This is a genomic window from Corynebacterium marambiense, from assembly GCF_016342275.1.
Taxonomy (GTDB): Bacteria; Actinomycetota; Actinomycetes; order Mycobacteriales; family Mycobacteriaceae; genus Corynebacterium; species Corynebacterium marambiense.
In genome coordinates, this window is record NZ_JAEIOT010000007.1 from 290,896 (window position 1) to 308,614 (window position 17,719).

At 63.3% G+C, this 17,719-nt stretch carries 18 protein-coding genes; 6 read left to right on the forward strand and 12 right to left on the reverse strand.

Translation table 11 applies throughout. The features are described 5' to 3' along the window. Positions 1-54: 54 nt before the first annotated feature. Complete coding sequence (locus JDV76_RS06445) at positions 55-1,323, forward strand: glycosyltransferase family 87 protein (protein WP_232959059.1); 1,269 nt, start codon at positions 55-57, stop codon at positions 1,321-1,323. Next, positions 1,298-1,711 carry a peptide-methionine (R)-S-oxide reductase MsrB gene (msrB, locus tag JDV76_RS06450; protein ID WP_198736036.1) on the forward strand — a complete coding sequence of 138 codons (414 nt, stop codon included), beginning with the start codon at positions 1,298-1,300 and terminating at the stop codon, positions 1,709-1,711. The genes JDV76_RS06445 and msrB overlap by 26 nt, the downstream gene beginning before the upstream one ends. 77 nt (positions 1,712-1,788) lie before the next feature. On the opposite strand, the gene hemQ is transcribed toward msrB, so the two are convergent. Further along, positions 1,789-2,490, reverse strand: a complete 702-nt coding sequence (hemQ, locus tag JDV76_RS06455; protein WP_323374269.1) for a hydrogen peroxide-dependent heme synthase — start codon at positions 2,488-2,490, stop codon at positions 1,789-1,791. Between the two features lie 187 nt (positions 2,491-2,677). Between hemQ and JDV76_RS06460 the strand changes: the two genes are divergently transcribed. Continuing rightward, positions 2,678-3,319 (forward strand): DUF3000 domain-containing protein, encoded by a 642-nt coding sequence (locus JDV76_RS06460; protein ID WP_376992919.1) that lies wholly within the window; start codon positions 2,678-2,680, stop codon positions 3,317-3,319. A 15-nt stretch (positions 3,320-3,334) separates the two neighbouring features. Here JDV76_RS06460 and JDV76_RS06465 read toward each other — a convergent pair whose 3' ends face one another. The 4 genes from JDV76_RS06465 to JDV76_RS06480 are packed head-to-tail and all read right to left on the reverse strand — an operon-like array spanning position 3,335 to position 7,060. After that, on the reverse strand, positions 3,335-4,090 hold the full coding sequence (locus JDV76_RS06465) for an iron ABC transporter ATP-binding protein (protein WP_198736038.1): 756 nt from the start codon (positions 4,088-4,090) through the stop codon (positions 3,335-3,337). After that, a complete protein-coding gene (locus JDV76_RS06470) occupies positions 4,087-5,118 on the reverse strand; it encodes an iron chelate uptake ABC transporter family permease subunit (protein ID WP_198736039.1) in 1,032 nt (343 codons plus the stop codon). Before JDV76_RS06470 ends, JDV76_RS06465 begins: the two co-directional genes overlap by 4 nt. Further along, entirely contained in the window at positions 5,105-6,046 is a 942-nt protein-coding gene (locus JDV76_RS06475; RefSeq protein WP_232958945.1) for an ABC transporter permease, read from the reverse strand. Before JDV76_RS06475 ends, JDV76_RS06470 begins: the two co-directional genes overlap by 14 nt. A gap of 9 nt (positions 6,047-6,055) precedes the next feature. Then, positions 6,056-7,060, reverse strand: coding sequence for a siderophore ABC transporter substrate-binding protein (locus tag JDV76_RS06480; protein ID WP_198736040.1), 1,005 nt, complete (start codon positions 7,058-7,060; stop codon positions 6,056-6,058). 379 nt (positions 7,061-7,439) lie between these two features. On the opposite strand from JDV76_RS06480, the gene JDV76_RS06485 reads away from it, so the two are divergent. After that, positions 7,440-8,645 (forward strand): HRDC domain-containing protein, encoded by a 1,206-nt coding sequence (locus JDV76_RS06485; RefSeq protein WP_198736041.1) that lies wholly within the window; start codon positions 7,440-7,442, stop codon positions 8,643-8,645. A gap of 35 nt (positions 8,646-8,680) precedes the next feature. On the opposite strand, the gene dxs is transcribed toward JDV76_RS06485, so the two are convergent. The 5 genes from dxs to dut all read right to left on the reverse strand — a co-directional run bounded on the left by dxs (position 8,681) and on the right by dut (position 14,694). After that, the gene (dxs, locus tag JDV76_RS06490; protein ID WP_198736042.1) at positions 8,681-10,642 is read right to left on the reverse strand and encodes a 1-deoxy-D-xylulose-5-phosphate synthase; all 1,962 of its coding nucleotides are present in this window, start codon (positions 10,640-10,642) and stop codon (positions 8,681-8,683) included. Between the two features lie 337 nt (positions 10,643-10,979). Continuing rightward, positions 10,980-12,284 carry a class I SAM-dependent RNA methyltransferase gene (locus JDV76_RS06495; protein ID WP_198736441.1) on the reverse strand — a complete coding sequence of 435 codons (1,305 nt, stop codon included), beginning with the start codon at positions 12,282-12,284 and terminating at the stop codon, positions 10,980-10,982. Between the two features lie 76 nt (positions 12,285-12,360). Continuing rightward, the gene (locus tag JDV76_RS06500; RefSeq protein ID WP_198736442.1) at positions 12,361-12,978 is read right to left on the reverse strand and encodes a DUF3159 domain-containing protein; all 618 of its coding nucleotides are present in this window, start codon (positions 12,976-12,978) and stop codon (positions 12,361-12,363) included. Between the two features lie 89 nt (positions 12,979-13,067). Beyond that, positions 13,068-14,051 (reverse strand): DUF3710 domain-containing protein, encoded by a 984-nt coding sequence (locus tag JDV76_RS06505; protein ID WP_198736043.1) that lies wholly within the window; start codon positions 14,049-14,051, stop codon positions 13,068-13,070. Positions 14,052-14,265: 214 nt separating this feature from the next. Next, complete coding sequence (gene dut, locus JDV76_RS06510) at positions 14,266-14,694, reverse strand: dUTP diphosphatase (RefSeq protein ID WP_248140837.1); 429 nt, start codon at positions 14,692-14,694, stop codon at positions 14,266-14,268. A gap of 115 nt (positions 14,695-14,809) precedes the next feature. Between dut and JDV76_RS06515 the strand changes: the two genes are divergently transcribed. Further along, on the forward strand, positions 14,810-15,310 hold the full coding sequence (locus JDV76_RS06515; protein ID WP_198736045.1) for a DUF3093 domain-containing protein: 501 nt from the start codon (positions 14,810-14,812) through the stop codon (positions 15,308-15,310). Between the two features lie 127 nt (positions 15,311-15,437). Here JDV76_RS06515 and JDV76_RS06520 read toward each other — a convergent pair whose 3' ends face one another. Then, the gene (locus JDV76_RS06520; RefSeq protein WP_198736046.1) at positions 15,438-15,731 is read right to left on the reverse strand and encodes a DUF4193 domain-containing protein; all 294 of its coding nucleotides are present in this window, start codon (positions 15,729-15,731) and stop codon (positions 15,438-15,440) included. Positions 15,732-15,932: 201 nt separating this feature from the next. After that, entirely contained in the window at positions 15,933-16,814 is an 882-nt protein-coding gene (locus JDV76_RS06525) for an inositol monophosphatase family protein (RefSeq protein WP_198736047.1), read from the reverse strand. Positions 16,815-16,897: 83 nt separating this feature from the next. Here JDV76_RS06525 and ppgK point away from each other — a divergent pair, with 83 nt between their 5' ends. Beyond that, positions 16,898-17,653 (forward strand): polyphosphate--glucose phosphotransferase, encoded by a 756-nt coding sequence (gene ppgK, locus JDV76_RS06530; RefSeq protein WP_198736048.1) that lies wholly within the window; start codon positions 16,898-16,900, stop codon positions 17,651-17,653. Positions 17,654-17,719: the final 66 nt, after the last annotated feature.

The window sequence follows — 17,719 nt, forward strand, 5'->3', positions numbered from 1 at the left end:
GTACCCCCGACGGCACCGACGCCCAGGACAACCGGTTTCGACCGTGTGGCACAGATGGTTTTCTGGCCCCTGTCACTCATGCTGATCATCCACCGTATCCTCGTGCTCTCGGTCAACGGGTCCGTGACCGACGACTTCTCCACGGTCTACTACGCTCTCCGCCGGTTCCACGACGGTGTGCCGATCTACAACGAGATCTACCACCACGTCGATCCCCACTACCTCTACTCCCCTGGCGCGACGCTCGTCCTGTCGCCACTGGGACTGCTGACTGATTTCGACAGTGCCCGGATGTGGTTCATCTGCATCAACGCGGCCGCGATCGTCACAGCACTCGGCGTGCTGACCAGAATGTTCGGTTACGCCCTGTCGTCGGCCGTGTTCCCGGGTGCCGTGTTCTTCGCGTTCCTCACCGAGGCGGTCCAGAATACGCTGGTGTTCTCGAACATCAACGGTGTCCTTCTGCTCGCTCTCGCCGGATACCTCTACTGTCTGCTCCACGAGCGGCGGTGGGCCGCGGGTATCCTCATCGGCCTCGCCATCCTCGTGAAGCCGATCTTCGCCCCCCTGCTCTTTCTTCCCTTCGTGAAGCTGAACTGGCGGACCGTCGGCACCGGTGTACTGGTCCCGGTCGTCACGAACGTCATAGCCTGGCCCATCGTCCCCGGTGCCGGAGACTATGTGACCCGAACCGTGCCTTATCTGGGTGAGGTGCGGGACTACGCCAACAGCTCGCTGCCCGGCATCGCAACCTACTACGGTATGCCGTGGTGGCAGGAGAAGTTCTGGTTCGTCTTCTTCGCCGTCGTCGTCGCGGTCGGTGTAATCGTTCTCCTCAGGTGGCGGTACACCGATCCCCTGCTCTGGGTCAGCACCACCACCGGCCTGCTCCTCGCCGGCGTCTTCCTATTGTCCTCTCTCGGACAGATGTACTACTCAATGCTGCTGTTCCCGCTCCTGTTCACAGTGCTGCTCCGGCGTTCAGCGATGCACTCGCCGGTCGCCTGGGTCGCCGTCTACTGCTTCCTCTCCGCGGATGTCTGGTTCTCGGACGAGTGGCTGGATCTCGGGCGCGCCATGCACTATCTCAAGCCGACCGTCGGTTGGGCGCTCATCATCCTGACGATCACGGTGGCCGCGGTCGTATGGTGGTGGCAGGAGCGTCACGGTCACGCAGCCACAGCCACGGAGCCACCGGCGACTACGGGCGACGGGAGCGGACAGGTCGCTGTACCCGCACGTCAGGACACCATCAGGACCACATTCACCCCGACGACGACATCCACGGAGAATGACGATGACCGATTTCAGACTCATCAGTGACGATCAATGGCGCGAGCGGCTGAGCGCCGAGGAGTACCGGGTGCTGCGTCGTGCCGGAACCGAGGCTCCACACACCGGACGGTACACCGACACCGAGACCGAAGGCGTCTACTCCTGCAGAGCCTGCGGTACCGAGCTGTTCCGTTCCACGGAAAAGTTCTCCGCCCACTGCGGTTGGCCGGCGTTCTTCTCCCCGCTCGCCGGGGACCGTGTCATCGAACGTGAGGACCGGTCACTCCCGGGCCGACCCCGCGTCGAGGTGTTGTGCGCCACCTGCGACTCCCACCTGGGGCACGTGTTCACAGGTGAGGGATACGATACCCCCACGGATCAGCGCTACTGCATCAACTCGATCTGTCTCACCCTGGAGGAGAAGCCCATCAGCTAGCAGCGGAGACGACGGACGCCCGTCGTCCCGGAATGGGGCCGACGGGCATCATTTCGCTCCGTACATTTTCGTCGCGATCACGGCATGACCGCGATGATCTCCTCGACATCATCAACCCGGCGACCGGAGAAGAATGGGATCTCCTCGCGCACGTGTCGGCGAGCCTCCGTGTAACGCATGCGGTACATCAGGTCGACGATGCGGTGCATCTCGGGTGCCTCGAACGCGAGGATCCACTCGTAGTCACCGAGGGAAAACGCGGGGACGGTGTTGGCGCGGACATCCGGGAAGTCACGCGCGGCCATACCGTGCTCGACGAGGATCTTCCGGCGTTCCGCGTCGTCGAGCAGATACCAATCGTAGGAACGGACGAAGGGGTAGACGGAGATCCACCGGCCGGGTTCCTCCCCCATGATGAAGCTCGGGAGATGCGACTTATTGAATTCGGCCGGCCGGTGCAACGCGGTTCCCGTCCAGAACGCTTCGGTGCACCGGCCGAGTGTGGTGGTGCGTCGGAAGTCGTTGTATGCCCGCTGGATGTCCTCGATCTCTTCGGAATGCCACCAAATCATCACGTCAGCCTCGGCACGGAGCCCGGAGATGTCGTAGATGCCACGGACGGTCACGGGGCCTTCCCCAAGTCCCCTGAAGAACTCTCTGGTGTCGGCTATCGCCTGCGTGCGGTCATCGCCGAGCGCCCCGGGTATGATCCGGAAGGCGGCGAACTGGGAGTACTGCTGCATCGAATTGAGTTTCTCGAAATCCTTGCGCTGGGCCACTGTATTCAGGTTCCTTTCATGGTGGGGCGGTCCCTGCAATGGGGCCTCCGGTAGACGCCGACAACGCGGTGTTCTCCGTCGTCGGCCGCTGGTCTCCATCATAAGTTGGATACCCGTCCACGGGTGCCACCACCCCGGTCGGCGCGCCTCCCCGCCCATCATGTTTCCCGGAGTTAGGTTGAGAGTCGTGACCGAATCCGAAGCCCCCCAGCATCCCGCATCCGCCGGGACATCGGCCGACACCGACGCACCCCTTCTGTTCAACGAAGCTGTCAAGTCAATGCATCGTGCCCGGCTCCGCTCCGAGGTGTCTCTGGGAACGATCCGTCCACCCCAGCGTCTCGCCCCATACAGCCACGCCGTCGGTCTCGAGGTCGAACGCGCCATCGACGACAACGGCATCGCCACGGACAGTGATGGCGACGCTTTCGGTCGGCTCATCCTGCTCCATGATCCCGGAGCAGAGGAGTCTTGGGAGGGAAAGATGCGGCTCGTCGCCTACATCCAGGCGGACATGGATGATTCGGTGGCGGGTGATCCGCTTCTTCCCGATGTTGCCTGGGACTGGCTGAAGGAGTCCCTCGATGAGTCAGGGGCCACTTACACGAATCTCGGTGGAACCGTCACCTCGACAGCGTCCGTCCGGTTCGGTGACATCGGCGGTCCGCCCCGCGCATTCCAGGTTGAGATGCGCGCCTCATGGACAGCCGTCGACAACGATCTGTCCGATCACGTCACCGCGTTCGGCGAACTGCTCGGACACGTCGCGGGCCTCCCGCCGGAGGGGGTCATTCCGCTCGGCAGACTCCGTGGAATGCCCCTTCCCTAAGCTATTGTAAGGCGTTTAGAAGTACACGGCGACGGGTCGGCCATCAACCTCGGTCACGGTCAGGTCGACGTCGTAGAGAGACGCCAAGTTCTCCGTGGTCATCAGTTCCGCGGGAGTGCAGTAATGTACCAGACGACCGTTCTTCATGGCGATGATGCGGTCGGAGTACGCGGCCGCGAAGTTGATATCGTGGATCACCACCACGACCGTCCGTCCGAGTTCCTCGGCGGTCCTGCGCAGGAGTTTCATCATCGCCAGTGAGTGTTTGATGTCCAAATTGTTCAGTGGCTCATCGAGCAGGATGTAGTCAGTCTCTTGGGCGAGAACCATAGCGACGAACGCGCGCTGGCGCTGACCACCGGATAATTCATCGAGGTTTCGTTCCGCAAACTCCTCAAGCTCCAGGTATTCCATGGCACGCTCGATCGCTTTCTCGTCTTCCCAGGTCAACCGGCCCGCGCTGTGCGGAAAGCGTCCGAAGGCGACGAGTTCCCGCACCGTCAGCCGGACTGCGACCCGGTTGTCCTGCCGCAGCACCGAGAGTATCTGCGCAAGTTTTTTCGACGATGTGGTCGACACGTCGTGACCGTCCACGCTCACCGATCCACCGTCGGCCCGAATCAGACGGCTCACTACTCCGAGCAGGGTCGACTTGCCTGCACCATTGGGGCCGATGACGCTGGTCACTCCCCCGGCGGGAATGTCCACGCTGATATCATCGACGACCGTGTCGGAGTCATATGTCTTGGTCACACCAGAGATCCGGATCAACGGCCCAGGCCTTTCTTTGACAACAGGAGGTAGAGGAACAGGAGTCCGCCAGCGAACTCGATAATCACCGACAACGAGGTGTCGAAGGAAAATAGTCTGCCGAGCACCCACTGGCCGACGACGAGAAACACCACACCGAGGGCGGAGGCGGCCGGGATGGTCCATCCGTGTCTGTCGCTCCGGACGAGCAGGTACGCGAGATTGGCGACGAGCAGACCGAAGAAGGTCACGGGGCCGACGAGGGACGTCGACACACTCACGAGTACCGAACAGATCACCAGCGCCGTGATCACCTCACGCCGGTGATTCACACCGAGGGACACGGCGGTGTCCCGACCGAGGAGCAGCACGTCAAGCTGCCTGCGGCGGTACAGAAAGATCCCGACGCACACGATGGTCACCAAACCCGCCCAGGGTAGGAGTTTCTTATCGACCACCGAGAATGTCGCGAAGAAGACATCCTGGAGTACCTGGTACTCCCCCGGGTCCAGCATGCGTTGCAGCAGAGCGGACAGGGAACGGAAGAAGACACCGGTCACGATGCCGATGAGCAGGAGCAGGTCAATCGAGGTACGTCCCCCAGCGAATACGGTTCCGAAGAGTAGGAGGGAGAATCCCACCATGATGACCGTGTTGACCAGGAACATCGCGGCGGACGGCACCGTTGAGAAGAACATCGAACCCAACCAGTAGACGATGACCGTCTGGACGAGCAGATAAAGACTGTCGAAGCCCATCAATGCTGGGGTCAGTATCTTGTTCGCGGTAATCGTCTGGAACACCACCGTCGATGCCCCGATGGCAACGCCGACGATCACGAGTCCCGCGACCGTCGAGACACGTAATTTCAGCGCGAACTTCCAGACCGAGGGAAGGTCCCAGGTCAGGAAGAAGGCAATGCCGAGTACAGACAGGAGGATCAGACCAGCGACGAGAAGTCTGCGGAACCGGTCCGCCCTGCCCCGCCGTGCGTGCTGCTCCCCGGCGAGGGATGGGGTGTTCGGTACTGTGGTTTCAGCTGCGGACACGGGAATTCCTCCGGTATAGGATAGCCAGGAAGATGGCGGCGCCGATGACACCCATCACGGTGCCGACGGGCATTTCATAGGGGAAGCGGATCGTCCTTCCGAGAATGTCGCAGACCATGCACATCATCGCCCCGATGAGAGCGACCCAGGGAAGCGAACGTCTGGTGTTGTCCCCCATCACGAAGCTCACCAGGTTCGGGACGACGAGTCCGAGGAACGGGATCGCACCGACGACGGTGACCGTCACTGCGGAGACGACCGCGACGACAGCCAGACCGAAGGTCTCTACGGCGCGGGCGTTGATGCCCGCGTTCACCGCGTAGGAGTGCCCGAGCCCGAGGATCGTGAATCTGTCGGCGGCCACGTAGCTGACAACTACCAGTATCCCGATGATCCACAGCAGTTCGTAGCGACCGCGCAGCACTCCCGCGTAGCTACCCAACTGCCAAGACCCGAGGGACTGGAGCAACCCGTAGTTGTAGGCGATGAAGGTGGCTAGTGCCCCGATGACGCTACCGAGCATGATGCCCACTAGTGGAACGGTGAACAGGCCGGGATTCGGTATCCGCCGAATAGCTCCGAGAAACAGGGCTGTTCCGGCGAGAGCCGTCAACGACGCCGCCACCATCTTCCACCCAATCGGGGCTGCCGGGAAGAAGAGGGTGACTAGGAGCAGCCCAAGTGCCGCCGACTCCGTCGTACCGACCGTCGACGGCTCGACGAAGCGGTTGCGCGCCAGCAGCTGCATTAGCAGTCCCGCCACCGCGATCGTCGCTCCGGAGAGCAGAATGGCGACGGTCCGGGGGATCCGCGAGACGACCATGATCCGCCAGTCCGAGTCGGCGACGCCCACCAGCAGACTGACGGCGGACAGCACCGAGAGCGCCAGAATAGCCGGAAGTAGCAGCGTCGTTGAGTTGAATCTCATTCCGCCGGGTCAGCCCCTGTACGCGGAGCCTGCAGCGTCGATCATCTTGGACATCGTGGTCAGACCGCCGACGACGAGGTACCAGTCCGAGGAGTCGAGGTAGACGATGTTGCCGTTCTTGGCGGCCTTCGTGTTGTTGATCAGCTCGTTGTCGAGAGTGGCCTGGGCGGTGTTGCCGTCACGCCCGATCGCGGCGTCTCGGTCAACCACGAAGAGGTACTCTGGATCGGCGTCCGCCACGAACTCGAAACTCACGGGGTCACCGTGCGGTCCGGCTTCATCCAGCTTCGCCGCGGGAGTGTAGCCAAGGTCGAAAATCATTCCGAAGCGGGATTTTTCGGAGTAGGTCGACAGTTCTCCGCCGTTGGTCATGATGACGAGCGCGGTAGGAGCACCGGCGGAGATCTTCTTTTTATAGTCGTCAGCCTTCTTCTTGAGCTCCTCGGCCTTCTCCTCAGCCTTGTCTCCGACACCGAATGCGGCGCCGACCATCTCGGCGGACTCGGCATTGGATTTCAGGTAGTCGTCGTACTCAACCGTGACATCGATGGTGGGGGCGATCTCGGACATCTGCTCGTAGGTTCCCGCCGTGCGTCCACCAATGACGATCAGGTCCGGTTCGAGGGAGGCGATGGCCTCGTAGTCGGGCTCGCGGAAGGAACCGATGGTCTGCTTATCCTGGAAGCCGTCGAGAATCTCCGGAGCAGCACCAGCGGAGGTGACACCGACGATGCGGTCGCCGTAGCCGATTGAGACCAGGTAGTCGACGCCCGAGTAGTTCATGGCGACGATCTTCTGCGGCTCGGCTTTGATCTCGGTCTCGCCCTGACGGTGCTTCACCGTGACGGGGTACTGGGCCGCGACCTTGCCGTCGTCCGACTTCGTGGTAGCCGAGCTGGCGGAGCTGGATCCGGTGGTGGCGTTCTGGTCTGCGTCGTCATCTGCGGACGAGCAGCCTGCGAGCGCGAATGCTGCGACTGCCGCCACAGCGGTGACACGGGTCCTGATGGTCATAATCTTCCTTTTCCTTCTGCGAAATTTCGGGATTTGGGCCACCCTTGTCACACCCTGTGGTACATCCGGGTCCAACCGGATACACACATTTCCGGGCGGGCCCATCTGTCCGCCACGCACAAACGGGGGGTACCTCGGCTCATTGGACAACGCATGTCCAAACTTCCGACTGGGGATTACCCCATTTGCGGACGGCCGTGCCAGGATAGCCCAGCCTCCCCTACACGGACCACCGTGGACTACCCACCCCCGTCAACTTCACCCCCGATCGTTCATATTTCTGAACTTAACCTAAACAATATCTGAACATTCTGAGTGGAACCCATTCCGGCGTCTTTGGAGAACATCAGGGGCACGGACCGCACTACACTTAGGGGCCATGGCAGTACCGCTGACTTCACCGACCGGTGGCACACCGAAGCTCATCGACAGCGCCCGGGGTTTCAGTGCCGCGGCACAGGCGTTGTCCGCGGGGCGCGGTCCGATAGCCGTGGACACCGAGCGCGCATCCGGATACCGGTACGACGAAAGAGCATTCCTTATCCAACTACGTCGCCGGGACACGGGAACCTTGCTCCTCGACCCGGAAGGACACCGTGACGAGCTCCGCGAGGCGTTCGCCCCGGTCTTGAATTCCGCGACCTGGATCATCCATGCCGCCCCCAGTGATCTCCCGTGCCTCGCACAGTTGGGGCTGTACCCCGCAGATCTCTTCGACACAGAACTGGCAGGCAGGCTCGCCGGCATGGACCACGTCAATCTGGCGGCCATGACCGAGGACATCCTCGGGTACACGCTGTCCAAGGGACACGGGCAGGAAGACTGGTCGACGAGGCCGCTTCCCGACGAATGGTTGGATTACGCCGCTCTGGACGTCGAACTGCTCAATGAGCTCGCCGAGGCCATGGTTGAGATACTTGATGCCGGGGGGAAACTCGACTGGGCTGTCCAGGAATTCCAGCACATCAGACGTCTCCACGCCCCAGGGGCTAGCTCCATCCCACCGACGTGGGTGCGGGCCAAGGGCATCAACGGCCTGAACCGGCCGGAACAGCGGGTTGTGGCGCGGGAACTGTGGCTCGAACGGGATCGTATCGCACGGAAGCGGGACTGCGCGGTCCACCGAATCCTCAAAACAAGAACGATGATCGAGATCGCACGAAGGCTCCCCGAATCTCCTCGGGATCTGACGACGATCAGCGGATTTCCCAAGCGTGACGAACGAGCGCGGGCCAGATGGATGTCCGTGGTCGACAGGGCGCGACGCAGCCCCCGTTCTTCCTGGCCAAAGCTCCCCGAACACGGGTCGTGTCACGTTCCGGGACGATCGGCGATGGCCTCTTATCCGGAAGTCAAGGAGACTCTGACCCGGGCCAGGGAATCACTCTCGGAGGTCGCCGAACAGGTTGATGTCCCGGTGGAGAACCTTCTCGCCCCCGCTACGCTCCGTTCCACCGTCTGGAACGCCGTGGAGACGGGGACGATCCGGTCTGTGGGGCAGCTGGTCGATCACCTCGAGGGTCTGGAGGCCCGGCCCTGGCAGATCGATCTTACCGTCCCGGTCCTGGCCCGGGAGCTGCTCTGACCCGGCCCCGCGCGGACCGGACCACAATGTCGAAGTCAGCGGCCTGCAGGTGTCTCCGGTGTGTCGGCAAACCCAATCCCACGGAGCCACGAGTCGATCTGTGCCGTGACACCAGCGGTGTCGAGCCCCAGATCTCTGAGAACCTCGCCGCGTGAGGCATGATCGAGGAAACGTTCTGGGACAGCCATCTGCCGCAGAGGGGTATCGACCTCACTCGCGTTGAGTGCCTCGGAGATCATCGAACCGATACCTCCGTGCACGACCCCGTCCTCGATTGTGACGACGAGATCATGATCTGCTGCCAGCGCGAGAACAGATGGTGCGACGGGGATAACCCACCGGGGATCGATCACGGTCACGTCCACCCCCCGTTCCCCGAGCTCCGTCGCCGCCGCAACCGCGGTGTGGGCCATCGCCCCGACCGAGACGATGAGAACCGAGGGTGCCTCAGGATCGTCTGTCGCATCCGTACCGGGGCGCTCCTCCGGCCCGAAGGAATCCGAGTAGACGAGAACATCGACACCGTCCCCGAGGGTGAAGGACGCCGGGAGTTCATCGGGCAGCGGCCCCTTCGGGAAACGCACGACGGTGGGTCCGTCGTCGACGTCGGTGGCCTCGCGGAGCAACTCCGACAGCCGCCGACCGTCCCGGGGCGCAGACACCCGGATGCCCGGCACGATTCCGGTGACCACCATGTCCCACACCCCGTTGTGACTCGCGCCGTCGGAACCGGTGACTCCAGCCCGGTCAAGGACGAGTGTGACGGGCAAATCGAGGAGGGCTACGTCCATCAGCAGCTGGTCGAATGCCCGGTTGAGAAAGGTCGAGTAGACCGCCACGACCGGATGCAGGCCCCCCAGCGCGAGGCCGGCCGCTGACGTCAGCGCATGTTGTTCCGCGATACCGACGTCGAAGAAACGGTCCGGATAGGCTTCCCCGAACCTGGTCAGCCCCGTGGGGCCCGCCATCGCCGCGGTGATGGCAACGATGTCGTCCCGTTCCGCGCCGATCTCGACGAGGTCCGCAGCGAAGAGCCCCGTCCACCCGGGAGCGGAGACTCCCACGGCCTCGCCGGTCGCGGGGTCCATGACTCCGGTGGAGTGCATCAGATCGGCGACGTTGTTCTCCGCCGGAGCGTAACCGCGTCCCTTCTCGGTGACGCAGTGCACGATGATCGGCCCCTGGTGCTCCCGCGCGTAACGGAAAGCGTTCTCCAGGCCCGCCAGGTCGTGTCCGTCGACCGGGCCGATGTACTTCATACCCAGTTCCGGGAACATCTCACTGGGGATGACGGAGTGCCTGACACTCTCCTTGACAGCGCGGAGAGCCTCGAACGTGCGCCGACCAACCCAGCCCATGGAATTCAGCGTCGTCTTGCCCTGTTCCATGACCCGGTCGTAGAACGGCTGCATCCGCAACGAGGCGAGGTTCTCCGCGAGACCACCGATGGTGGGTGAATAACTGCGTCCATTGTCGTTGACGACGATCACGACCCGCCGTTCGTATCCGGCGGCGATGTTGTTGAGCGCCTCCCAACACATGCCACCGGTAAGTGCTCCGTCGCCCACCACGGCGACGACCGTGCGGTCCGTCTGACCGGTGATCTCGAAAGCCTTGGCCAATCCGTCGGCGTAGCTCAGCGATGCTGACGCGTGGGAGGATTCGGTCCAGTCGTGCTCGCTCTCACTTCGACTGGTGTACCCCGACAACCCGCCTTTCTGCCGCAGGGAGTCGAAACGATCTGCCCGCCCGGTGAGTATCTTGTGCACGTAGGACTGGTGGCTTGTATCGAAGATCATCGGGTCATTCGGGGAGTCAAACACCCTGTGCAGCGCGATGGTCAGTTCGATGACACCGAGATTAGGGCCGAGGTGCCCACCCGTTGCGGAGACCTTCTCCACGAGGAAGTCGCGAATCTCCTCCGCGAGTCCCTCCAGCTCAAGATCACTGAGGGTGCGGAGGTCAGCGGGAGTGTGGATGCGGTTGAGGATCTCCATTGGCGTGAGTCAGACACCTTTTCTTTCGTCGGGCTCAGTCGGTGGGTGACCGGGAGCCCTGGTCGGGCGTGCCGTCCGGCTGGGAACGGCGTGATGGTCGGGAAACTGGGTCACACTCGAGCCGTCGCCTCGAATCAGGAACATCACGTGTTCCTGCCGGTATCCGTGACGCGATCCGTCTAGGACCTGTGCTGCGGTACCCGACTCCGTCCGGACCGGAACGGGTCCGGGTGCGGCGGAACGACCCGGGTGTGGTTGTTCCGCCAATCCTACCCCGTGTCGATTTGCCTATGCCATCTGGGAAAGGAACCGCCCCCGGGTCCAGATGCCCGATTCATTAACCATGGTCCGGTACGAGAAGGCCGAACGCCTCCAGATGGTGGGTCCCCGGGAAAGCCCCGATGACCGCCAACCTGGCCAGTCGGAACCCGGAGGCGGACCAAGCGGCAATATCCCGTGCGAACGTCGCCGGATCGCAGCCGACATGAATAACCGCGGACGGGCGGGCGCCGGCGATTGCGCTGACGGTGTCAGCTCCGGCTCCGGTCCTCGGTGGATCAAGCACAACCGCTCGAGGTGCCGGTAACTGGGGAACCTCCGCGTCCACCTCCCCAGTTCGGAACTCTACGGGCAGGTCAGCGAGTGCCGACCGGCCGCATTCCCCGGCCATCGCGGACTGTTCAACGGAGATGACGGAGGAATCAGAGTACCCGGAGGTCTCCCGCAGAGCATCAAGCAGAGCGGGCGCGAACAAACCTGCACCTCCATAGAGGTCCCAACCGACAGGTGCACCGGGTGCTGACGGCACCGCATCTGTGTCAGAGGATAGCGCGTCGGTGAGCCACGACCGGACGATTGCGGTGAAGGTCGCCGGGGCCTCCTTGTGCGCCTGCCAGAAAGCAGTGGCCGGGAGGTGGTAGGTGTGCCCGCCAATCTTCTCGGTGCAGACGCCGCTCCCCTCCAGCGTCCGTTGGATCGCCTCCGTTCTCCGACCGCGTGCCGCCCGCCGCGATTCAACCACGTGGCGGTCACCGGTGGAATCGACGGCGACAATGAGCTCGGCGCCTGGCGTGAACCGTCCGGCCCCGGGACCGACCACTCCCTCAAGCATGCCCGGGAGCGCCTGCATGCAGGCGATCGATAGAAGCTCGTGACTACCGGCGATCCTCGTCCCGGCGTGCCCGGTCGCGTCCACGCCCAGGCGGACGCGCGTCCGCCACCCCGAGACCGGTTCCAGGGCAATGCTCTCGACCTCCGGAATATCCTCGTCGCTGAGACGTCCGATCCGGTGGAGCTGATCGAGCAGTACCGCACGTTTGAGCGCATCCTCCGCCGCCGGGTCAACATGCCCATAGTCACAGCAGCCCGCTCCCCGTGCGGCAGCTGCGCACCGCTGGGGGACCCGATGTGGAGACGACTGGACCACGTCGATGATCCGGGCCGCAGTAAACCGCTTCTTTACCTTGGTGATCTCGACCCGGAGCACATCACCGGGAATCCCACCGCGGACGAAAACGATACGACCGTCCGGCAGATACGCGATCCCTTCACCGCCGTGGGCTGGTCGATCAACGTTCACTGTGATGCGGTCACCGACTGCGACGGGGTGCTGCTCCGTCGGACGGGAACTATCGGGGGATATATTTTCGGTCACTGGGGTCCAATCGGTTCAAGGTTGAGAATGGGGAAACTGGTGAATGGTGCCTCGCCGCCCGAGGTCAGGTTGGCATCCCGGGTCCGGAGGCATCCGGTTTCCCGGTTGTCTCCGCCGCCGCCATCGCTTTCGATGCATGACGTACCGCCCACACGGTCAGGAGCGCAGCGACACCGGTGAGGGGCCACCCCATGGCGATCCGCGCGACCGCGAGAGCGTTCGTCGCGTCAGCCTCGTAGAGATTCCACTGCACGAGGAATCTGGCGAGAAACACCAGCGACCAGGCAATCGTCGCCCCGGAGTAGGCGCGTCGCGCCCCGGGGATGAGGCGCCAGGTCATGTCATGACCGTTCAACCCACGCCAGGCGACGCCGACCATGGGCCAGCGCACCACCACGGAGGTCAGGAACACGACCGCGAAAAGCAGCGACATCCAGATCCCGTAGAGGAAGTAGGCCTTCGCGTCGCCGGTGAACAGGGCGAAGGCAGCACCAATCGCCACACCGAAAAGACCGGATATCGCCGGCTGGAGATTCTCCCTGCGGGCGAGCCGCCAGGTGAAAATCGCGACGGCCACGGCGAGTGAAGCGGTGAGCGCCCAAATCAGCCCGAACCGGTTGTTGACCGGGATCAGGACGAGGATCGGGAGCGTCGAGGAGACCAGGCCCCCGAGTCCACCCATCTGTTCGAGCAGCGTCGGGGTCGGCGGTTCAGCTGACGCCGCACCGTCCGCGACAACCTGTTCCTCGGCGCTGCTGTGGTCGCCGGCCACTACCGGTCCGTCTTTCGGATCTCCTGCATCGCAGATGCTTCAACCCGCGGGCCGGAACCAGGGTCCTCGGTCGTCTGCCGGTTGCCGGGACCGTCGGCGTGGCTTTCGGGGGAAGCGTCGGCAGGAGTTTCCGCGGTACGCTGCTGCTGTGCGGCCTCCTCTGGGGTCGCGGTGCGCGCCCGCAGGTCACGGGTGTCCATCTTCCCGGTCTCCTGCGCCTTCTTCAGTCGTTCCTGCATAGCCTGGGTGACCTGCCTGGCCAGGGCTTCGGGGAGTGCGACGGGGAGCGACTGTCCGGCCGGCATCGGCCCGTCGCCGCGGTACACGAATGTCCGGGCGGTAACGTCTCTCCCGAGTTGAGCGAGCTCATCGGCCGATCCCGCAGGCGCAGCGAGGGTCATCCGGAGCATCCACCGGGGACCGTCGACGCCGATGATCCGGATCACGGCTTCACCCGCTGCACCCACGACCTCACGGCCCCAGGGACCGTGTTCGACATGCACGGTGAGACCGTCCTTCCGCATGCCCTCGACGATTTCTCTGGTCGACTCCCGCCACTGGCCGGCTGACCGCGGGGCAGCGAACGCAACCGGTGTGATGCGACCGTACGCCGTGATGATGTGCAGCATCCGAGGGCCCTTTTCCCCCATCTCCACCTGGACCTCAGAGCCACGGGGCATCGGCACCGCGAGCGATCCGAGGTTGAGCACGCCGTCTGCGAAGTCGGAGAAATCGAATTCCCGGACATCGACGGACTCTCCGTCGAAGGGGCCGACCTCACCGGAGACAGCATCGTGGAGTGAGTCGGGGCCGTCGATCTCGATGCTGTTCTGTGTCCCAACCTCTGACTCCACCTTCGCTGAATCTCCGCTGTCGTCAACACCGGAGAGAGACACCTCCTGGGGCTCAGGTGTATCCCAGGACTCGTCATATGACGGATTGTCCTGCTGGCCTTTTTTCTTTCCGAATCCGAATAGCGCCATGTGCTGTTCAGTCTCCTTCCCCGTGTCACCGGTGTTCTGATGCCGACGGCACGCCGAATCGGTTGCGGGTTGTAGTTGTTTGTCGTTGTGTTCCAGCCCAGGTCGCATCTGCCCCGGCCGCCACCGGAACCGGTGCCGACCTCCATTATGCAGCTACCCGAGCAACCGCCGTCGTTGGATGAGGCTGTTCGGTGTCCCAGCTACCGCCGGATCCTCAACCGATCCCGGTGGAACCGTACCCGGATGCACCGCGCACCGTTTCATCCAGTGCGTCGGTCTCGACGAAATCACAGAGTTCCACCTTCTGGATCACGAGTTGTGCGATGCGGTCCCCGGGTTCGATGGTGATCGGCTCCCGCGGATCGAGATTGATCAGGCACACCTTGATCTCACCCCGGTAGTCGGCGTCAATGGTGCCGGGAGTATTCACGATGGACAATCCGTAGCGTAAGGCCAGGCCGCTCCTGGGGTGGATCAGACCGACGTAGCCGAGAGGCAACGCGATGGCCAGACCGGTACCAACCAGGGCTCGTTCACCCGGTTCGATTACGGTTCGCTCCAGGGCGGCGAGGTCAACCCCTGCGTCTCCTCGATGGGCGCGGCGGGGTATGACGGCACCCGTGTCGAGCCTGAGGAAACGGATTGCCGGGGCAGTCTGATTCGTATGAGTCACGCCCCCAACACTACGCAACGTGCGACGGGTCCTCGCGAGGCCCACCCGAGCCGGCCCGAGTTCGCGGTGCAGTAGAATACCCCGTGTGAGTGAATCCGTATCGAACGCCACCAGGGTCGTCTACCGCGAGCGGCAGTGGGTGCCGTGGTCGTGGTGGATTTTCGGTGGCCTTATTGTTGCGCTGCTCACCGGACAACTGGCCCACAACCGGTCGGAGATCTGGCTGTACGCCCCCGGAGTCATTCTCACGGGAACGGCAGTCTGGGTGCTGCTGTCACTCTCAGGAACCGTTATCTCGGTTGAAGAGGACGAAGAAGGTGTCCGCTGGCTGCGCGCGGGAGACGCGATCCTCCCCGATGACGCGGTCTCGCGGACGCTGGCAGTACCTGCGTCCGCCAAACGGAACGCGATGGGCCGGCAGCTCGACCCAGCCGCCTTCGTCGTCTCCCACGGGTGGGTCCCGGAGATGGCGATGTTCGTTCTCGACGATCCGGAGGACCCGACCCCCTACTGGCTCATCGGGTCCAGGGATCCGGAGTCATTGATCGCGGCATTGCTACCGGAACAGCACACTCCCGCCGCGTAACACCACCGCACCCACACACCCCGCTGGTGCCAACCGCCAGACTGAAGAGGTGCGCCCGGTACATCCCATATCCAGGCGCGACCCAGTGTATGGACGGCTTCGGGATACGGCCCCGGCTCAGATCAGATCAGGCGCAGTCGAGGCAGATCTGGTCGCCGTTCTCCTCGACGTGTGAGAGCCGGTTCTGGCGTTGCACGAGGAAACAACTTCCGCAGGTGAACTCATCGGCCCGCCGGGGAACAACCTGGATGTTGAGTTCCTCCCCCGAAAGATCCATCGCCGGGAGTTCGAAGGGCTCGACAATCTCTCCGTCATCATCCAGGACGGTCTGGGCGCTCTCGGAAGCCTTCAGCCCTTCGAGGGAATCGGTCTCGATGTCGTCATCGGGCCGCAGCCTGGGGGCGTCGTAATCGGTAGCCATGGTGTCGGCTCCTTTGTCTCACAATGTGGTCGGGCGGTGCAGATCAGGTAGCGGGGCCTGGCCCGCCATCGTATTGCATGTCGACGCGCATATTAAGCCTTAAACGCGCCCTTGTCATATTCAGCTCTCCTCAACACAGTTTCGGCAGTTCACAGCGTCGAGAGCAAAGGATCTACCCACCAATGCCGCCGGGATACGGTGTCATTCTGCGCTCTGGACTCTGGCAACGGCACCACACCGTTCCAGAAGGGCCCCGAAGTCGTCTGCCACGGTCTCGGCAGCCGCCCAGATCAGTTCCCCGTCCGCTGATCTCGAGTCCAGTGTCGGCGCCACCACGCGGGCCCCCGACTCCCGGGCTATCACGATTCCCGCGGCGAAGTCCCACCCGTTCAGTGCGTGCTCGTAATAGGCGTCCACGCGCCCACACGCCACCTGACAGAGATCGAGCGCAGCACTGCCCATCCTCCTGATGTCCCGCACCCGGGGCAGCATCCGGGCGAGCATCTCAGCCTGACGCCCACGGAGCGCGGAATCATAGGAAAACCCGGTCGCGACCAGTGCATGACCGGTGTCACTGACCTCGTTGCACCGCAATCGGCGCAGCCGGTCATTGGCCCCGGTGACGAACGCGCCACAACCGGTCGCTGCGGAGTAGAGTTCGCCGGTTGCCGCATTCAGGACGACACCCGCGACGGGTGTCCCGTCAACGGCGGCCGCGATCGACACCGCGTACATCGGAACACCGTAGAGGAAGTTCACCGTTCCGTCGATGGGATCGACCACCCAGTGGACAGAGGTCGAGGATTCCCTGTGCGCGCCTTCTTCCCCGATGAGTCCGTCCCCCGGCCGCTGCTCCGCGATGAGAGAGGTCACCAGTTCCTCGACGGCTCTATCCACGACGGTGACGGGGTCCACCTCCGAGGATTTGAATGTGACGGACGCACTGAGATTATCTATCCGCGACAGTTCGCTGACGATGAGGTGGTGGGCCCGGCGCGCCCACCCGATCGCGAGGTCACGGAGGATTCGCGGATCCGTGGTCTGCTGTTTGTCCCCATCTGCCGAAGCGTTGATCTCGTTCATACCTCCATTGTGCCGCCAGTGACCCCGGACGTCACGACAGCGGATCCGGGAAGTTGAGTTCGTCGAATTTGTACAATGAACCCATGACAAACATCGGTTTTGGAATTGACGTCGGCGGATCGGGTATCAAAGGCGCCCGGGTCAACCTCGACACCGGCGAATTCATCGACGACCGTATCAAGATCCCCACACCGCGACCGGCGACACCCGAGGCCGTGGCCGGGACCGTCGAGGAGATCGTGCGCCTGGCAGATTGGGACGGCCCCGTAGGTATCACGGTACCTTCGGTCATCCGGGAGCAGCGCGCCCTGACCGCGGCCAATATTGATCCCACCTGGGTCGACACCGATGTGAATGCGCTCTTCCACGAGACCGTCGGCCACCGACGCATCAGTGTTCTCAACGACGCCGACGCCGCCGGGCTCGCTGAGGTCTCCTTCGGGAACCCTGAGGCCCGAACGGGATCCGTGATTCTGTTGACCTTCGGTACAGGTATCGGAAGTGCGTTTCTTATGGATGGGGAGCTGTTCCCGAACACCGAACTCGGCCACCTGCTGATCGACGGCACCGAGGCCGAACACCTCGCTTCCTCAGCAACGAAGGTTCGTGAGGATCTCGGGTACGGGCAGTGGGCCCGCGAACGCGTGTCCCCGGTGCTCCGAGAATATGAACGCCTGTTCTGGCCGTCGCTGTTCATCGTCGGGGGCGGAATTTCCCGCAAGGCACACAAGTGGGTACCCAAACTCGAGTGTTCCACCCGGGTCGTACCTGCTGAATTGCGGAACCGTGCCGGAATCGTGGGAGCGGCCATGGCCGTGGACCGGAACCTCGCCCCGTAGCCGCCGCGGGACGGGAGCCGCCTTTCCACGGCGACAGCGGCGGCTGTGGGTGTACCGTCGGCCACG

Coding starts and splice junctions, on each gene's coding strand:
- msrB (WP_198736036.1), top strand. CDS start 1,298: ATGACCGATTTCAGACTCATCAGTGACGATCAATGGCGCGAGCGGCTG.
- JDV76_RS06525 (WP_198736047.1), bottom strand. CDS start 16,814: ATGAACGAGATCAACGCTTCGGCAGATGGGGACAAACAGCAGACCACG.
- ppgK (WP_198736048.1), top strand. CDS start 16,898: ATGACAAACATCGGTTTTGGAATTGACGTCGGCGGATCGGGTATCAAA.
- JDV76_RS06475 (WP_232958945.1), bottom strand. CDS start 6,046: ATGAGATTCAACTCAACGACGCTGCTACTTCCGGCTATTCTGGCGCTC.
- JDV76_RS06485 (WP_198736041.1), top strand. CDS start 7,440: ATGGCAGTACCGCTGACTTCACCGACCGGTGGCACACCGAAGCTCATC.
- JDV76_RS06520 (WP_198736046.1), bottom strand. CDS start 15,731: ATGGCTACCGATTACGACGCCCCCAGGCTGCGGCCCGATGACGACATC.
- JDV76_RS06500 (WP_198736442.1), bottom strand. CDS start 12,978: ATGGGTGGACTCGGGGGCCTGGTCTCCTCGACGCTCCCGATCCTCGTC.
- JDV76_RS06480 (WP_198736040.1), bottom strand. CDS start 7,060: ATGACCATCAGGACCCGTGTCACCGCTGTGGCGGCAGTCGCAGCATTC.
- dxs (WP_198736042.1), bottom strand. CDS start 10,642: ATGGAGATCCTCAACCGCATCCACACTCCCGCTGACCTCCGCACCCTC.
- JDV76_RS06445 (WP_232959059.1), top strand. CDS start 55: ATGGTTTTCTGGCCCCTGTCACTCATGCTGATCATCCACCGTATCCTC.
- JDV76_RS06505 (WP_198736043.1), bottom strand. CDS start 14,051: ATGGCGCTATTCGGATTCGGAAAGAAAAAAGGCCAGCAGGACAATCCG.